The sequence below is a fragment of the Ralstonia sp. OTU4908 genome (assembly GCF_038440115.1).
GTDB classification, from domain to species: Bacteria; Pseudomonadota; Gammaproteobacteria; order Burkholderiales; family Burkholderiaceae; genus Ralstonia; species Ralstonia pickettii.
Window position 1 is genome coordinate 58,093 of sequence record NZ_JASATD010000011.1, and the last position, 16,787, is coordinate 74,879.

16 protein-coding genes are annotated in these 16,787 nt (G+C 64.5%); 12 read left to right on the forward strand and 4 right to left on the reverse strand.

Annotated features, from left to right (window positions below; genetic code table 11):
• Window positions 1-51: 51 nt before the first annotated feature.
• On the reverse strand, window positions 52-2,067 hold the full coding sequence (locus tag AAHM38_RS12035) for a glycoside hydrolase family 28 protein (RefSeq protein ID WP_116576252.1): 2,016 nt from the start codon (window positions 2,065-2,067) through the stop codon (window positions 52-54).
• A 453-nt stretch (window positions 2,068-2,520) separates the two neighbouring features.
• Between AAHM38_RS12035 and AAHM38_RS12040 the strand changes: the two genes are divergently transcribed.
• The 7 genes from AAHM38_RS12040 (at window position 2,521) to AAHM38_RS12070 (ending at window position 9,493) form a co-directional block, all read left to right on the forward strand.
• The gene (locus AAHM38_RS12040) at window positions 2,521-3,468 is read left to right on the forward strand and encodes a MerR family transcriptional regulator (protein ID WP_257019861.1); all 948 of its coding nucleotides are present in this window, start codon (window positions 2,521-2,523) and stop codon (window positions 3,466-3,468) included.
• A 100-nt stretch (window positions 3,469-3,568) separates the two neighbouring features.
• A complete protein-coding gene (gene folE / locus AAHM38_RS12045; protein WP_009239825.1) occupies window positions 3,569-4,297 on the forward strand; it encodes a GTP cyclohydrolase I in 729 nt (242 codons plus the stop codon).
• Window positions 4,298-4,325: 28 nt separating this feature from the next.
• Window positions 4,326-5,621, forward strand: a complete 1,296-nt coding sequence (locus tag AAHM38_RS12050) for an NAD(P)/FAD-dependent oxidoreductase (RefSeq protein ID WP_116576253.1) — start codon at window positions 4,326-4,328, stop codon at window positions 5,619-5,621.
• Window positions 5,618-6,385: a DUF1365 domain-containing protein gene (locus AAHM38_RS12055; RefSeq protein ID WP_009239823.1), complete on the forward strand. Its 768-nt coding sequence runs from the start codon at window positions 5,618-5,620 to the stop codon at window positions 6,383-6,385. Before AAHM38_RS12050 ends, AAHM38_RS12055 begins: the two co-directional genes overlap by 4 nt.
• Window positions 6,382-7,581 (forward strand): SAM-dependent methyltransferase, encoded by a 1,200-nt coding sequence (locus tag AAHM38_RS12060; RefSeq protein ID WP_103518907.1) that lies wholly within the window; start codon window positions 6,382-6,384, stop codon window positions 7,579-7,581. The genes AAHM38_RS12055 and AAHM38_RS12060 overlap by 4 nt, the downstream gene beginning before the upstream one ends.
• Before the next feature lie 2 nt (window positions 7,582-7,583).
• Window positions 7,584-8,360 carry a DUF1295 domain-containing protein gene (locus tag AAHM38_RS12065; protein ID WP_009239821.1) on the forward strand — a complete coding sequence of 259 codons (777 nt, stop codon included), beginning with the start codon at window positions 7,584-7,586 and terminating at the stop codon, window positions 8,358-8,360.
• 32 nt (window positions 8,361-8,392) lie between these two features.
• Window positions 8,393-9,493, forward strand: coding sequence for an SAM-dependent methyltransferase (locus tag AAHM38_RS12070; protein ID WP_009239820.1), 1,101 nt, complete (start codon window positions 8,393-8,395; stop codon window positions 9,491-9,493).
• Window positions 9,494-9,508: 15 nt separating this feature from the next.
• Here the strand turns inward: AAHM38_RS12070 and AAHM38_RS12075 are convergent, their stop codons facing one another.
• Window positions 9,509-10,039 carry a DUF2878 domain-containing protein gene (locus AAHM38_RS12075; RefSeq protein WP_004634963.1) on the reverse strand — a complete coding sequence of 177 codons (531 nt, stop codon included), beginning with the start codon at window positions 10,037-10,039 and terminating at the stop codon, window positions 9,509-9,511.
• On the opposite strand from AAHM38_RS12075, the gene AAHM38_RS12080 reads away from it, so the two are divergent.
• Window positions 10,028-10,660 carry a lipocalin family protein gene (locus tag AAHM38_RS12080; protein WP_179817547.1) on the forward strand — a complete coding sequence of 211 codons (633 nt, stop codon included), beginning with the start codon at window positions 10,028-10,030 and terminating at the stop codon, window positions 10,658-10,660. The two genes, AAHM38_RS12075 and AAHM38_RS12080, sit on opposite strands and share 12 nt — an antisense overlap.
• 11 nt (window positions 10,661-10,671) lie before the next feature.
• Here AAHM38_RS12080 and AAHM38_RS12085 read toward each other — a convergent pair whose 3' ends face one another.
• The gene (locus AAHM38_RS12085) at window positions 10,672-11,151 is read right to left on the reverse strand and encodes a chalcone isomerase family protein (RefSeq protein ID WP_009239818.1); all 480 of its coding nucleotides are present in this window, start codon (window positions 11,149-11,151) and stop codon (window positions 10,672-10,674) included.
• A gap of 339 nt (window positions 11,152-11,490) precedes the next feature.
• Between AAHM38_RS12085 and AAHM38_RS12090 the strand changes: the two genes are divergently transcribed.
• From AAHM38_RS12090 to AAHM38_RS12100, 3 genes are all read left to right on the forward strand, one after another.
• Window positions 11,491-12,096: a lipocalin family protein gene (locus AAHM38_RS12090; RefSeq protein ID WP_103518909.1), complete on the forward strand. Its 606-nt coding sequence runs from the start codon at window positions 11,491-11,493 to the stop codon at window positions 12,094-12,096.
• Window positions 12,097-12,173: 77 nt separating this feature from the next.
• A complete protein-coding gene (locus tag AAHM38_RS12095) occupies window positions 12,174-13,715 on the forward strand; it encodes a cryptochrome/photolyase family protein (protein WP_116576254.1) in 1,542 nt (513 codons plus the stop codon).
• A gap of 34 nt (window positions 13,716-13,749) precedes the next feature.
• Window positions 13,750-14,670: a TIGR01777 family oxidoreductase gene (locus AAHM38_RS12100; RefSeq protein ID WP_116576255.1), complete on the forward strand. Its 921-nt coding sequence runs from the start codon at window positions 13,750-13,752 to the stop codon at window positions 14,668-14,670.
• An 84-nt stretch (window positions 14,671-14,754) separates the two neighbouring features.
• Here AAHM38_RS12100 and AAHM38_RS12105 read toward each other — a convergent pair whose 3' ends face one another.
• On the reverse strand, window positions 14,755-15,414 hold the full coding sequence (locus AAHM38_RS12105) for a carbonic anhydrase (RefSeq protein WP_004634952.1): 660 nt from the start codon (window positions 15,412-15,414) through the stop codon (window positions 14,755-14,757).
• Between the two features lie 440 nt (window positions 15,415-15,854).
• Here AAHM38_RS12105 and AAHM38_RS12110 point away from each other — a divergent pair, with 440 nt between their 5' ends.
• The gene (locus tag AAHM38_RS12110; protein ID WP_103518912.1) at window positions 15,855-16,715 is read left to right on the forward strand and encodes an alpha/beta hydrolase; all 861 of its coding nucleotides are present in this window, start codon (window positions 15,855-15,857) and stop codon (window positions 16,713-16,715) included.
• The last annotated feature ends 72 nt before the right edge of the window (window positions 16,716-16,787 follow it).

Genomic DNA, 16,787 nt, shown 5'->3' on the forward strand with positions numbered 1-16,787 from the left:
TGAAGAGGCGCTGGCCGGCGGAGCCAGCCGAGCGCAACGGATGCCGATCGCTCAGCGGGCGTCGGTCACGGTGGTGTTGAAGGTCTGTCCTGCGATCACCACGTTCTGCAGGGTGATGTCGTGCACGTTGTAGGCGTAGAGCGGCCCCGGCGTGGTGGCGCTTGCCGGGCCTGCTGCGGTGGGTGTGCCGAAGTTGCAGTTCGCGATCGTCACGCCGGTGATTGGCGGAATGGCGGGCACAGGCAACGGGCCGTTGTAGTCGAACGCCACGGGGCCCTGCGCAACGATGGCCTGGAAGCACGAGCCCGTCAGGCCGCCGGTGGTGACATTGCCTGCGGTCACGTTGGAGATGTTCACGTTCTGCACCAGGGCCGGCCGCGTGCGGATGGCGTCGGCAGCGGGCTGGTAATCGCAGTCGAACGTGATGATCCCGCCTTGGGATGCCGACGGGTTTGCCGCGCTGGGCGTCACCACACCCAGCGGCACCGTGCCGTTGATCGGGCTGCCTGCGAGCATCTTGCTGCCATAGCCGGCGCCCGTGAGATTGACGCCGTTGGGCAGGCTGACGTTGGTCACATAGAAGTTCTTCACGAACCCGCCGCGGTTCATGTTGGTCTTGATGCGGATGGCGATGTTCAGCGAGTTCGTTGCCCAGAACTGATTGAGCATCGCCAGATTGCGCGCATAGATGTTCTGCACCCCGCCGCCCATCTCGCTGCCCAGCGTGATGCCGCCGTGGCCGCTGTTCATCGTGCAGTTCTGGATGACGTGGTCTTGCGCGGGGCCGTAGCCGGTGTCGAGGTTCTTGCCCGACTTGATGGCGATGCAGTCGTCGCCCGTGTTGAACGTGACGTTTTCACACAGCACGTTGCTGCAGGCGTCCGGATCGAAGCCGTCGTTGTTCGGGCCGATGCTGTCGACCGTCACGCCACGGATCACCACGTTCGTGCAGTGCACCGGATGGTGTTGCCAGAAGGGCGTGTTGACCGTGCGGTAGTTTTCCATCAGCACGTTGGTGCAGCCAATGAACTCCACCATGCAGGGGCGCAGGTAATGCCCGAGCCCGAAGATGCGCTTCTCGACCGGAACGCCGGCTTCGGACAGCGCCGGCAGATAGTTCTGGTCCTGCTGCCACGGCGTCGCCGGATTGGTGAGCTGTGCGTACAGCGCGCTCGGAATGCCGGGCACAGCGGTCTGCAAGTCGACGTTGTTCGGGTTGCTGTAAGCCTGCGACGGCGTGCTCGAGCTTGCGCAACCATAGGCGCCGTTGGTGCCCTTGAAGGTCCACCAGCACGTGCTGGTGTTGCCCGTTCCGGCAAACGGCGTCATGGCTTGGCCGTTGAGCACCGAAGTCGCGCCTTCGCCCGTCAATGCGATGTTGCTGGCGTTGCGTGCGTAGATGGGCGAGCCGAAATTCAGGCAATCGTCGGCTTGCCAGCGGCTGTAGTAAAGCTTGCCGTTGGTGCCGCAGTCGATGGGGCCATCCTTGGCGTAATCGGCCGGATTGGCGCTGAAGTAGATCGTGCAGTTGGCGCTGAGGTGAAAGTTGACGTTGCTCTGCAGGACGATTGGCCCGGCGCAATACCACGTGCCCGAAGGCACCACCACGCGCCCGCCGCCTGCTGCGCTGCAAGCTGCAATGGCTGCCAGAAACGCAGGGCGCGAATCGAATGCACCGGGTGCCTGCGTTGCGCCAGCGCCTGAACTGACGGGCGACTTGGTCGGATCGGTGTAGGGGCTCGTCTGCGCGACAACGCTGCAGGGCTGCGCGCCATACGCCTCGACCTGGAAATCCACGGCCGGGAATGCGCTCGGCGCCACGCTCTTCAGCGAAGAAATGATGGCGGTGGCCAGCCCGTTCGGACCCCAGATCGGATCTGCCTGCACGGGGGCCGTGGGCGTGGTGGCAACCGGTGTTGCGGCGTCGTCGGAACCGCCGCCACAGGCGCTCACGAGCGCCCCGCCGACCACGGCACCGCCGTAGCTCAGAAAGGCGCGCCGGGATGGATTGTCCGGGGTGCGGGCATTGAAGGCCGGCCGCCGCCGGTGATGGAAGGGCGCTGTCATGGGTCTCCTCGTCGGTGTTTTTCTCTGACGTGTCGCCCAGGCCGGAAGCTGCTGAACCGGTGCACGCCTTTTGATATATCAGAAGTTATGGATTGATATATTAGAGGTCAAGGGTGGGTTTTCCCGATCCCCACCTCAGGAGTACGGGGCGGCAAGGGCTTCTTCAGCAGTCTTGTGGAGATGCGGATGGTCGGCGCGCCGCTCCGCGCAGCCAGTGGATAACAACAAAGCGCTACGGCTGTTGCGGTACGGCGCAAGGGTGGGGAACTCGGCAATGGGAAGCTATGCACAACGGGTTCACGCCGGAATCTCGACTCAATCCCGACTCATGCGCGACCCAAAAGCGCGTTTTGCGCTTCATTTCATTGACGATGTCAGCGGCACAGCGTTTCATGTCAACAAAGCAGCTCTTGCATGGAGACGCACGTGCCACACGAAGACAACGCGGCGCCAATGTACCGAAGCGGAACCGCCGCCCGCATGGCCAAGATGCCTGTATCCACCCTGCGTGTGTGGGAGCAGCGCTATGGAGTGATTTCGCCGGCCAAATCGGAGTCCGGCCAACGGTTGTATTCCAGCGAGGACGTCCGGCGCCTCGCGCTGCTGCGTGCACTCGTCAACCAGGGGCACGCAATTGGTGCAATTGCGCATGCGGACAGCACCGAACTCCAGCAGTTGCTGGAAGCTTCCGTGGCCGTGGAGGCGCCCGCGCCCGCGCCATCCACCGCGGCCATTTCGATGGCCGTCTGCGGCGCGCTGCTGGCCGAGCGCGTCCGGCGCAGAAAGAGCACGCTTGCGTCGCTGGGTATCGAGCCCGTCATCGAGTTGCCCGCGCTTGACGGCGAGGCACTCCTCGACCCACCGCCGCGCAGCGACGCGTTGGTCGTGGAAGCTGCCTCCCTGCATCCGGAAACGGCAGAAGCCGTGCTGGCTGCGGCACGCCGTTGCGGCGCCAGTGCCGTGGGCGTGATCTACAGCTTTGGCACGGTGCGTGCCACCGACATGCTGCGCGCGGCCGGCGTGCGGCTGTATCGAGAGCCCAACGCACAGGGCGAACTCGACCAGGTTCTGCAGGAGTTGGCGCAGCTTGTGCGCGTCGATGCCGTGTACGGAAAGCTCGAGCCGTTGCGGCGCAATGCGCGCAGGTTCACGGACCGCCAGCTGGAGATCTTCGCCAACGCATCGCAGACGCTTGCCTGCGAATGCCCACGGCATCTTGTCGGGCTGATCCGTCAGCTCGATGCATTCGAGCGGTTCAGCGATGGCTGTGCGGTGCGGTCGTCGCTCGATGAACAACTTCACCGTTATCTGGGCGATGTCGCCAACCGTGCGCGGTTGATGCTCGAAGATGCGATGGAATTCGCCATTCGGGCCGAGACGCTGCATCCACCTGCGAGTTAGCTGCGTATAGGTGGGTATGCGTCCCTCCCACCTCGCGCGGCAGCTCGCCTGAGGCGGCATGGGCGGTGAAAGCACCGCCGACTTTTCGGAGGCAACTTCAATGAAACTGACTTTGGATCCGCCCGGGTTTGCCGGTGCGGTTGGCGGCGTGCCGCTTTCTGTCCGGATTCGGGAGCGGCTGATGAGCGCCGGCCACCGCTTTCACGCTAACGACAACATCGCCGCTTACCTGCGCGACGGCGAACTGGATCTGCTCCAGGCAGAGGTGGAGGAGCGCCTGCAGGCGGTGCTGCGCGCACTCGTCATCGACGTGGAGCAAGACCACAACAGCCGGGAAACGGCGCGCCGCGTGGCCAAGATGTTCATACGCGAGGTGTTTGCCGGGCGCTATGTCGAAGCCCCCGAAGTGACGGCGTTTCCGAACGCGGAGCGGCTCAACGAGCTGATGGTGGTCGGGCCGTTGCGGGTGCGCAGCGCCTGCTCGCACCACCTGTGTCCGGTCATGGGACGCGCGTGGGTCGGTGTCATGCCGCGCCAGGACTCCCAGCTCATCGGGCTGTCCAAGTACGCCCGGCTGATCGACTGGGTCATGAGCCGTCCGCAGATCCAGGAAGAAGCCATCAAGCAGATTGCCGATTTGCTGGAAGACCGGATGGAGCCCGACGGCCTGGCTGTCGTGCTGGAGGCCGAACACTACTGCATGCACTGGCGCGGCACGAAAGACGACGAGTCGCGCATGGTGAGCAGCGTGATGCGCGGCGTGTTTCTGACCGACGCCAGCCTGCGGCGCGAGTTTCTTGCGCTGCTGCCCGGCCGCAACGGCGGATGAGCGCCCAGCCACCCCAAGAGGCATTGCCTTGAACATTCTTCAGTTTCCTGCAAAGCGTATCGCCGTGGTCGGCTCCGGTATCTCGGGGCTGGCGGCGGCGCATTTTCTTGCGAAGCGGCACGCCGTGACGCTGTTCGAGGCCGCCCCACGGCTTGGCGGGCATACCAATACAGTCGACATCGAAGAGGGCGGACAGATCTTCGGCGTCGATACCGGCTTTCTCGTGTTCAATTCGCGCACGTATCCGAACCTGATCGCGCTGTTTGACGAGCTTGGCGTGGCGCATTGCGAGAGCGACATGTCGTTCAGCGTGTCGGTCGACGGCGGGGCACTGGAATGGGCCGGTACCAGCCTCAGCACGGTCTTTGCGCAGCCGCGCAATCTGGTCTCGGCGCGGTTCCTGTCCATGCTGCGCGACATCCTGCGCTTCAACCGCCAGGCGCACACCAACCTGGCGGTGGCCCGAAGCGAGCGCCACAGCCTCGGCGCGCTGCTGGCTGCCGGCCGCTATGGCGAGCCGTTCTGCGCGCACTATCTGCTGCCGATGGCGGCCGCAATCTGGTCGACGCCGAGCCGCGAGATCCTGGCATTTCCAGCCGAAACGTTCCTTCGATTCTGTCTAAACCACGGCTTGCTGCAGGTCTTCAACCGGCCGCGTTGGCGTACCGTCAAAGGCGGCGCGCGCAGCTATGTGCAGGCGATTGCCAGCCGGCTGGCCGATGTGCGTGTCGGCACGCCGGTGCGAGGCATCCGCCGGGCAGAGACCCATGTCGATGTGCGCATGGATTCGGGAAGCGAGCGATACGACGCTGTGGTGCTCGCCACACACGCTCCGCAGACGCTGCATCTGCTCGACGATGCCACCGAAGACGAGCGCGCCGTGCTGGGCGCTTTCCGGTACCAGCCCAACACCGCATTCCTGCACCGGGATACCCGCTTGTTGCCGCGCCGACGGCGCGTGTGGTCGGCGTGGAACTATCTGGATGCGCCGCACACCGGCACCACGGCGGGCGCGCCGTGCGTCAGCTATCTGCTGAACCAGCTGCAACCGTTGCCGGTGTCGACGCCCGTGGTGGTCACGCTCAATCCATCCGCGCCGCCCGCGCCCGAGCTTGAGTATCGGCGCTTCGACTACGAGCATCCTGTGTTCGATCAATCGGCCATCGACGCGCAGGCTCGCCTGCCGGCATTGCAGGGCCGCAGTCGCACCTGGTTTGCAGGCGCCTGGACCGGCTACGGATTCCACGAAGATGGGCTGAAGTCCGCCCTGCGCGTCGTGGCGGATTTCGGCTGCGCTCCAGCCTGGGCACAGGTGGCGCCATGAACGGCGACGCGCAGCTTCTTGTCGGCCAGGTCATGCACCGCCGCCTGCGGCCGGTGGCCAATCGCTTTGTCTATCCGGTGTTTGCCGTGCGCGTGAAGCTTTCCGCGCTGGGGCGCCTGACCGGGACGTGGTTTGGCGTCGACTGCCTCCGGCCGCTGTCTTTGCGCACGCGAGACTACGGCCCGCGAGACGGCACGGACCTGCTTACCTGGATACGTGGCGTGCTGAGCAGCGCAGGTTTGCCTGCCGATGGCGAGGTCTGGCTGCAGACGTTTCCGCGTATTGCCGGCTGGATGTTCAACCCCGTCTCGTTCTGGTATTGCCACGACGCGGCAGGCACGCTGCGCGCCATATTGGCCGAGGTCAACAACACCTTTGGGCAGCACCATCAATACCTGCTGTGCGCGCAGGGCGGTGGAGCCATCGACCCGCATACCGTGCTGACGTGCCGCAAGCAGCTGCATGTATCGCCCTTCTGCAGGGTCGAGGGCGGCTATCGGTTCCGCTTTGCCGAGGGCGCTGCAACGGCGCTTGTGCGCATCGATTATCACGACCGAGACGGCGCCTTGCTGCATACCGCCATCGGCGGCCGGTTGCAGCCTTTCGATTCCGCTCACCTGCGGCGCGCGTTGCTGCGCCAGCCCTTGCTTGCTCTGCAGGTCATCGGCCGCATCCATTGGCAAGCCCTGCGCTTGTGGTTCAAGGGCGTGCCGTTCTTTGGCCGCGCCCCGCACGACAGATCTTCTCCGGAGAACTCCCGATGACAGTCTCGCGCTCCCTTGCCTGGGTGCCGCCCCATGTTCCTGCTGCCGGCCGGCTGTTTCTGGCCTTGGCCGGTCGGCTGCGGCACGGCTCTCTTCACCTTGTCACGCCTGATGGCGATGTGCAGATCGGCGATGCCGGTTCGCCGCTCGTGGCGGATCTGCGCATCACCGACTGGCGCGCCTGCGGGCGCATCCTGCGCAGCGGCGACGTGGGCTTTGCCGAGGCGTATCGCGACGGATGGATCGACTCGGGCAACCTCACCAACCTGCTGCGGCTGGCCATCGTCAATGCGGCCACGCTGGACCAGGCGATCTTCGGGAATGCGCTGGCGCGCTCCGTCCTGCGCCTGCGCCACCTGCTGCGCCGGAACAGCCGCCGCGGCAGCCGTCGCAATATCCATTTGCATTATGACCTGGGTAACGACTTCTATCGCCTGTGGCTGGACGAGGGCATGGCGTATTCGTCTGCCTGGTTCAACGGCAATCTGCGGCATGGGCTTGCTGAGGCGCAAGCCGCCAAGTATCGGCGCGCGTGCGACCTGCTGAGGGTGGAGCCCGGCATGGATGTGCTGGAAATCGGCTGCGGATGGGGCGGCCTGATGGAAATGGCCTGTGCGCGCGGTGCGCATGTGCACGGCATCACGCTCTCGGAAGAACAGCGCCGCTATACGGCCGAGCGCCTGGCCGGCGAGCCGCGGGCGCGCGTTGAGCTGCGTGACTATCGGGATCTGGATGGGGCGTACGACGCCATCGCCTCCATCGAGATGTTCGAGGCAGTGGGCGAGGCTTACTGGCCAAGCTACTTCCGGACGCTGGTGCGCTGCCTGCGGCATGGGGGCCGCGCGCTGGTGCAGAGCATCACCATCGACGAAGCGCATTTCGAGCGCTATCGCGCCGGCACCGATTTCATCCAGCAGTTCATCTTCCCGGGCGGCATGTTGCCCAGCCGTGAGCGCTTCATCAAGCTGGCGGAGCAGCACGGCTTGCGTGTGGTGGACCGCCTCGACTTCGGCCGCGATTACGCAGAGACACTGCGCCGCTGGAGCCAGCGCTTCGAAGCCCGGCTCGATGCCGTGCGCGCACTCGGATTCGATGATTCGTTCATCCGCATCTGGCGCCTGTACTTCGCTTACTGCGAGGCCGGCTTTGACGAGGGCCGGATCGGCGTGTCGCAGTTTCTGCTGGAGCGGGGGTGACCATGCCTGCGATCGGGGTCGCGCTCGTCGCGCTGGTATTCCTGGTGGCGGTGTTCAGTGCCGTGTGGGCGTGGCAGTTGCGCACCGAGAATGCCGGCATGGTCGATCCGGTCTGGGCATTCTCCCTGGGCGCAGTGGCATTGCTGTACGCCGGGTTGGGGACGGGTTCGTTGCCTGCACGCTTGCTGGTCGGTGCGGGTGGCGCGGTGTGGGGCGTGCGCCTGGGCTGGCACTTGTGGCAGCGCAATGCCGGCAAGCCGGAAGACGCGCGCTACCGCAAGTTGCGCCAGGAGTGGGGCGCAGCCGCACCCCGAAACATGTTCGGCTTCTTCCAGGTGCAGGCGGCGGTATCGATGTTTCTGTCGATCGCGTTTGCCGTGCCGAGCTACCGCCCCGATTCACCAGGCGCGGTTGCCGTGGCGATTGCGATTGCGCTGTGGCTGATTGCCGTGGCCGGCGAGGCACTGGCGGACCGGCAACTGCGCAGCTTTGCGGCGGACCCGGCCAACCGCGGCAAGACCTGCCGGGCGGGGCTGTGGCGCTATTCGCGGCATCCCAATTATTTCTTTGAATGCGTGCACTGGTTGGCCTACGTGCCCCTGGCGCTCGGCACGCCGTGGGCATGGTTGACGCTGTTGCCGCCGGTGGCCATGGCGTGGCTGCTCATCAAGGTCTCGGGCGTTCCCATGCTTGAAGCCCACATGCGCGCAACGCGAGACGACTACGCCGAATACGCCCGCACAACGAGCGTGCTGATCCCATGGCCGCCGCGCCACTGACGTTCACACGTACAGATTCCAAGGAGCTTTTCATGACTGCACTGTCCACGCCGACCCTACCGCCGCAGGTTGCGGCCGACGCCAGTGACGGCTGGCTCATCCAGTGCTGCGAGCGCGGATGGCTGCCGGATGGGCTCGTTCGAGCGGGCATGCGCGCCCTCATGCGCCAACGCCTGCGAGACGAGGGCCTGAACGACGGCGAACTGCGTTCGCGGCGCTTCAATGCGTTGCTGGACGAGCTGCATGGCAGCCCCATTGCCATTGAGACAGACGCGGCCAACACGCAGCACTATGAATTGCCGCCTGCGTTTTTCGAGGCGCATCTGGGGCCGCAGCTGAAATACTCCTGTGCCCTGTACCCGAACGGCAACGAAACGCTGGCCGAGGCCGAAGAGGCGATGTTTGCGTGCTACGCCGAGCGTGCCAGCCTGGCCGACGGTCAGTGCATTCTGGACCTGGGCTGCGGTTGGGGTTCGCTGTCGCTATGGATGGCCAAGCGCTATCCCAACGCGCGCATTGTGGCGTTGTCGAATTCGCGGGGCCAGCGCAGCTGGATCGAGGCCCGGGCAGCCGAGCGCGGCCTGACGAACCTGACCGTGCACACGGGAAACATCGTCGATTTCGACTTTGCAGAGATGCCCAAGGGCGGTCTCTTCGACCGGGTCGTGTCGATCGAGATGTTCGAGCACATGAAGAACTACGGCCTGTTGCTGGGCAAGATCGCGCGGTGGATGCGACCGGATGCGGTGCTGTTCGTGCACATCTTTGCGCATCGCACGCTGGCGTATCACTTCCAGGTGCAGGACGGCACCGACTGGATGTCGAAGTATTTCTTCACTGGCGGCACGATGCCATCGGAGGCGTTGCTGCTGGAGTTCCAGGACGACCTGCGCATGGCGCGGCACTGGTGGGTCAGCGGCATGCACTACGCGCGCACCGCCGACCATTGGCTAGCCAACCTCGACGCGGCCCGTGATCGTTTGATGCCGGTGTTCATCCAGACCTATGGCAAGCCCCAGGCGGCCGTGTGGTTTCAGCGGTGGCGCATGTTCTACCTGGCGGTGTCGACGTTGTTCGGCTATGCAGACGGCAACGAATGGGGCGTGGCGCATTACCGGTTCGTCAAGCGTTAGGGAGCGGAGCAGCAGTCAGGGCGGAATGCCGGTTCCGTCGCTGTGCTCGCCCATCCGGACCAGTAGCGGCATCCATATCGCCCAACCGATTGCCAGGGTGCCCAGCGTGGCAGCCATCGCCGAAATATGTGCCGCCCCAAGCGCTGCACCCGCACGAAACGAGAGCGGGCCGGCAACGGCCCCCAGCGCCAACGCCAGCCACCATCTGCCGCGCAGCCAACGAAAGAGGACATTCACTTGGATCGCGAACAGCACCCACAGCGCCAGCAGCCAGGGCGGTGCGAATCCGGCCCACAACGTGCCATGCGGATAGGCGATGAGGCCGGCGCGTATCAGGAGGGTTTCCCACGGTGCCGCCAGCACCACGACCCACACCACCAGCCGCAATTCCCGTTGCGGCTGGCGGGCTTGCTGCAAGTGAAGCGCGAGCAGTACGGCGACGAAGACGATGCCGATCCACGCGGCGTCGCGCGCGGCACTCAGCACGCAGACAAACCAGCCGGCCTGTCCGGCCACCGCATAGAGGAGAGCACGATGAGAACGCATCAAAGAGGCCTTCGTAGGGTCATCCTGTCAGGTTGGGCACGTTACGTGGCAGTGGTCGCGCTGGCGCTTGCCAGCGCCGCCTGCTCTGGCCCACCGCCAAATCCGAACCCGCGGGCGGCCGTGCCGCTGCACACGGTTTCTGTCGACCTGCCGCGCTACATGGGGCGCTGGTATGTCATCGCCAACATTCCTTACTTTGGAGAGCGGGGCAACGTCGGCAGCTATGCCGAGTGGTCGCTGCGGCCCGATGGCCGTATCGACGATGCGTACGTCTATCGGCCCGGCAGTTTCGACGCGCCGTTCAAACGCATGCAGTTCGTCGATTCGGTGGTGGACGGCAGTGGAGGCGGCGAATGGCGCGTGCGGCTGTTCTGGCCCATCTACGTGTCGCAGCTGACGCTCTATGTCGACCCAGAATACCGTGTGACTCTGCTCGGCTATCCGGACAAAAGCCTCGGCTGGGTGTTTTCGCGCGAGCCCAACATGAGCGATGCGGACTATCGCGCGGCATTGGGCCGTTTCGAAGCGATGGGTTACGACATTTCGCGTTTCCGGCGTGTACCGCAGTTCCCAAGCCAGATCGGGCAACCGGGCTTCCAGTCGCCGGGAGACGCCAACTAGCCGTGCTCGCATCAACGTGACTTGCCCAGAAGGTGACGACGCAAGGACGGAGCGCGCGTGCCGGGTGCCAGCCAGATATCGAAAAAGGCGCGCGCGAAGGCGGGATCGTTCACCTCGGTCGTCAATTGTCCGTTTGCGTAGAAGCGCGCGCCGCGGCCGGGCACATACACCCCGCACAAAGTGTCGCCCGGTTTGACATCGGGGAAGGCGGGCGTCATGGCGCGCTGCCATTGCGCGAGCGTGTCGTCGGGCGGTGCGGGGCTCTGGAGCCGCCGGATTTCGTCGATGGCGGTGTCGATGAGGCGGCTTCGCTCGATCGCTCGCCGGTACGTCACCTCCAGTGCAAAGGGCGCGTCATAGCTGGGCGGGAGTTCAGCACTCCACAACTGCGCATCGTATAGACAGAACCCCAGCAGGCACAGCGCTCCCTTGCCTGACAGCTGCGGCGCGGGCACGGTGTCGCGGCAGTCGGCCCAGGCGCCGACGCTCATGATGGAGGACAGAACAAGGACCAGGGCTCGGGCGGCGTGAACGCGTTTGGCAGGCATATTGCGGGGGCGTGCGTGTGGTCAAGCGTTGAACAAGCTGCTTAGCAAGTCTACTGACAGAGCCTCTGACGCGGAGACGCTGGTACGAAATTTTCTCGATGCAAATCGTGCTCACGGCTTACACCGTTCTGCAACAGGATTCGCCTGGTATGGGCGAATTTACTGACTCAAAGCGTGTTCATTGGTGGGAATTTGCCGCGGGTTGCGCCGCATTCCGTTGACGCGCTGCGTAGTGCAGCGTTTCATGTCGCCATGGGCGGCATTCATGTCGGGAGGATTTGAATGGCAGATGCGTTGACAACCGCGTTTCAACTTGCGAAGCATGGCCTGCGTGCAGTGCGCGCGCGCCTGCAATGGCTGTTGCCGCTGCTGGCGGGCGCGACGCTTCTGGCAGGCTGTGTGCCGACGAGCCCGCCCGAAGGCATCACTGCTGTCACGCCGTTTGATCTTCAACGGTATCAGGGGCGCTGGTACGAGCAGGCTCGGCTCGATCACTCGTTCGAGCGCGGCTTGACCGACGTGTCGGCCACGTACCAGCTCCAGCCCGACGGCAGTGTGCGTGTGGTCAATCGCGGCTTCGATCCTGCGAAAAGCGAGTGGCGCGAGGCGGTCGGCAAAGCGCTGTTCATTGGCAGCCACGATACCGGCTCGTTGAAGGTGTCGTTCTTCGGTCCGTTCTACGGCGGCTATCACGTGGCTGCGCTCGATCCGGGCTATCGCTGGGCGCTGGTTGTCGGGCCGGACCGCAGCTATTGCTGGGTGTTGACGCGGGACAAGCAACTCGACCCCGCGCAGCGCGAGGCGATCCTCGCGCGTGCACGCGCGCTGGGCATTGATACGAACGCGCTCATCTCGGTATCCCATGGGCGGCAGGATCCGTCTCAGTAGCGGCGAGGGCGTATGCACAAGACCGAAAGCGAGCACGCGGCGCAAGGCCGTGGCGCCATGTTCCACCGAACAATGACATGAACCACAGCGCCAAGATTCTTCGGCTGGTGCTGGGCGATCAGCTCAACCCGCAGCATTCATGGTTTGCGAACGCGGACGCGGACGTGGTCTACGTGCTGATGGAAGTGCGGCAAGAAACCGATTACGTCCTGCACCACGCGCAAAAGATCCTCGCCATCTTTGCAGCCATGCGCGACTTTGCACGCGGTCTTCGGGCGGCGGGTCACCGCGTGCGGTATGTGGCGATCGACGACGAAAGCAACCGCCAGTCCGTGACCGAGAATCTCGCCGCGCTCGCCCGGCACTACGGCGCCGAGCGCGTCGAATGGCAATCCCCCGACGAGTGGCGCCTGGATGAACAGTTGCGTCGTTGGGCCGAAGCGCAGTCGCTGTCGACGAGCGAAGTCGATACCGAACACTTCCTGACGGGCAGGCATGAGCTGGCTGCCATGTTTGAAGGCCGCAAGCAGTGGCTGATGGAGCGGTTTTATCGCGAGATGCGACGTCGTTTTGGCGTGCTGCTCGACGGCACGGGGGCGCCGGAAAGTGGGCAGTGGAATTTCGATCATGACAACCGCAAGCCTTGGCGCGGCTCGCCCCCCGAGCCCGCCGACGCGCGTCCTGTGCATGACCACCGGGCGTTGTGGGAGACCATTGAACGCAGCGGTGTGAAGTCGTTCGGCAACCCGCAGGCCGGGGCATTGCGGTGGCCCCTGAACCGCACCGAGGCGCTGGCCTGCCTGGACGCGTTTGTCGCGCAGGTGCTGCCTCACTTTGGCGATTTTGAAGACGCCATGAGCAGCGGTCACCAGCGGCTGTTCCACTCGCTGCTGTCCTTTTCCCTCAACGTGAAGATGCTGAATCCGCGCGAGGTGATCGATCGCGCCGAGGCAGCGTATCGGCATGGCAAGGCGCCATTGCCTGCCGTGGAGGGGTTTATCCGCCAGATTCTGGGCTGGCGCGAATATGTACGCGGCATCTACTGGGCGCAGATGCCCGGATACGCTTCGTGCAACGTGCTGAACCACGATGCGCCGCTGCCATCCTGGTTCTGGAGCGGAAAGACGCAGATGCGCTGCCTGCAACTCGCCATCGGCCAGTCGTTGCAAACCGCCCATGCGCATCACATTCAACGCCTCATGGTGATCGGCAACTTCGCATTGCTGGCGGGGCTCGCGCCCGACGAGGTGCACCGCTGGTACCTCGGCGTGTACATCGACGCATTCGAATGGGTGGAGCTGCCGAATACGGTGGGCATGAGCCAATGGGCAGACGGCGGCCGCATTGCCACCAAACCGTATGTCAGTAGCGCCGCTTATCTTTCCCGCATGAGCGATTACTGCAAGGGCTGCCATTACGACAGCAAGCAGCGTGTCGGTGAGCGCGCATGCCCTTACAACGCGCTGTACTGGGATTTCTTTGCGCGCCACAGTGAAGTGTTCGGCCGTAACCCGCGGCTGTCGATGGTGTATCGACAACTCGCCAAGATGGAAGCCGAGGAGCGCGACGCCCTGCGCAAGCGCGCCGAAGAAGTGCGCGCAAGGCTCGAGGCGTTATGACAGTGTTGAACCGCAATAAGGAGGTCGCCCCATCGTGCGCGTCTTGCTGACTGGAGGCACCGGATTGATCGGGCGGGCCCTGTGCCGCCACTGGCAGGCGCAGGGGCACGATCTGGTTGTCTGGAGCCGTACGCCTGAACGCGTCGCGCGGCTGTGTGCCGGTGCGCGCGGCATTGCAACGCTGCGAGAGCTGGACGGTGCTGCGCCATTGGATGCGGTCATCAATCTGGCGGGCGCGCCGATTGCCGATCGCCCGTGGAGTGCGCCGCGACGAAGAATTCTGTGGCGCAGCCGGGTCGATCTGACCCGTGAACTCGTGGACTGGCTCGGCCGTTGCAAGCAGCCCCCTCGCGTGCTTGTTTCCGGATCTGCCACCGGCTGGTATGGCGATCGGGGGCAGGAGCCCCTGGATGAAGACAGCCGCGCTGGCAAGGACGACTTTGGCAGTCAACTCTGCGTCGCGTGGGAGGAGGAAGCGCGCCGTGCCGAGGCGCTCGGCATGCGTGTCGTGTTACTGCGCACCGCGCCCGTGTTTGCAAGCGACGGCGGCATGTTGCCCAGACTGCGTCTGCCATTCAGCATGGGGCTTGGTGGTCGGCTCGGCAATGGGCGTCAATGGATGCCGTGGATTCATCTTGACGACGTGGTCGGTCTGATTGATTTCCTTTTGCACCACGCCGATTGCTGGGGCGCCTTCAATGCGTGCGCACCGGACCTCGTCAGAAACGCAGACTTTGCCAGCACGCTGGCGGCGACCCTGCGCAGGCCGATGTTCCTGTCGGTTCCTGCCTGGGTATTGCGAATGGCGCTGGGCCAAATGTCAGTGTTGCTGCTGGGCAGTCAGCGTCTGCAACCGCGGCGGGCCTTGGAGGCCGGCTATCGCTTTCGCTTTCCGAATCTGGACGAGGCGCTGGCGGGTCTGCTGGTGCAGGATAAGCATCCCGTTACTCGGTAACCCGCAGATTGATATTGGGCGGCGGGAACTACACCCGCCGCGTGGCCGGGAGCGACCGGTGCCCGAAGGCCCCGGCCGTGCTCGTCAGCCTTGCCGCTGGCTGCGTGACGTGACCGCCACCGTGGTGGGGGATTCCGCAAGCGGCACAAAGCGGCGCGTCGATCCATCCAGCGCGTCGATGCTGCCTCTCTCGATGTCGTACACCCAGCCATGCAGGTTCATGCGGCCTTGTTCGAGGGCGAGCGCAACCGACGGGTGCGTGCGCAGGTTGGCAAGCTGTGCGATCACGTTTTCACGAACGAGGCCGTCCAGCTTGGCTCGGGGCGAGTCGAACGTATGCGCTGCGTTGATGACCTTGGCGGCGTCTGAGTGGCGCAGCCAGTTGGCCACGGCCGGCAGGTGGTCAAGACAGGTGCAGCGCGAGATGGCGCCCATCGCACCGCAGTCGGAGTGGCCGCAGATCACGATGTCCTGCACGCCCAGCACCGCAACGGCATATTCGACTGTGGCCGAAACGCCGCCCGGCTCCGGGCCATACGATGGCACGATGTTGCCCGCGTTGCGGATGACAAACAGCTCACCGGGTTCGCGTTGTGTCAGCAGTTCAGGAACGACGCGGCTGTCCGAGCAGGTCACGAACAGCGCCTTGGGGTTCTGTGATGTCGCAAGTTGTTTGAAAAGCTCTACCCGTTGCGGATAGATGTCGCGCTGAAAGCGCAGGAAACCGTCAATGATGTCGCGCATGGCGTTTTTCCCGTTCAATGGTTGGATGCCGGCGCGGTCATCGGGACCAACGCACCGGCACAGCCGCTATTGTCGTCGATATCGAGCGGAAGAAAAACGGGTCCATACGGGTTGCAGGGCCATGAAGGTGATACGCCGATGGAGGCGGCGAGGTCGATGTATGACGTGTTCTTCTTACCTGGTCGTGCGATACGCCGGCACGGGCCGTCTCGGTCAGGGCGGTCTACCGCGTGGCACCGCCACATGCCGATGGATCATGCAGTTGGCCGATACATTCAGGGCAGCGCATCCAACCCCCGAAAACGCGCGTATACGAGCGAACGTCTTGCCTTGACCTGAAACTGTATGCGCTTCCACTTGATCCGTATCCCTTCGAGCATGGGCGGCACTGACCGCCATCTGCGCGTTCGCCCGGCCTCGGTGCCGCATGGAGGATGCCGATGCGTGGCGTGACCCGTCGAGCATGGATGGCAACCGCGTTGGCGAGCCTGGCAGGGTGTTCGGCCCTGGATGTTCTCAACGCCGTGTCGACGTCCGACGCAAGTGTGCCGGCGCTTGGCCTGCCCTACGGCGCACATCCGCGGCAAAGGCTGGACGTCTACCGGCCGGTTCGCCCGATGGAAGGGCCGCCCCGTGCGGTGGTCTTCTTCTACGGCGGATCGTGGCGAGAGGGCGACCGCAAGGATTACGCGTTCGTTGGCGAGGCGTTGGCCGCGGCGGGGGCAATCGCAATGGTTGCCGACTACAGGCTGTATCCCGAGGTGCGCTACCCGGACTTCCTGCTCGACTGTGCCGCCGCCACGGCCTTCGCGCGACGGTGGCTGGATCGGCAGGGCTATGCCGACGCACGCTTGTTCGTTGCCGGGCACAGCGCAGGCGCCTACAACGCCGCGATGCTGGCAACCGACAGCCGCTGGTTGGCGGTGCAGGGTTTGCGCATTGAAACGCTGTCGGGCTGGATCGGCATGGCTGGTCCTTACAACTTCCTGCCGATTCAAGCAGCCGACGTGCGGCCCGTGTTCAATCATCCGAATGAAACAGCGGACAGCCAGCCGTTCTTCCACGTGAGTCAGGACTGGTTGCCCCCGGCGTTGCTGCTCACCGGCGAACACGATGCATATGTGGATGTCCGGCGAAATACGCTATCGCTTGCCGAACGCCTGACCGCGTATCGGCACGCCGTGGAACTCAAGGTCTACCCTGGGCTGGACCACAAAACACTCGTGGCCGCACTGGCCCCGCCGTTGCAATTTCTCGGGCCTGTGCTCTCGGATGTGACGCGCTTTGTGGCCGACGCCTGAGCGCGATTCGGCGCAGCGCGTTGCCAAACCGTGAAACGTGTCTTCCACGCCGTAGCGGGGCGATTTGAGTCT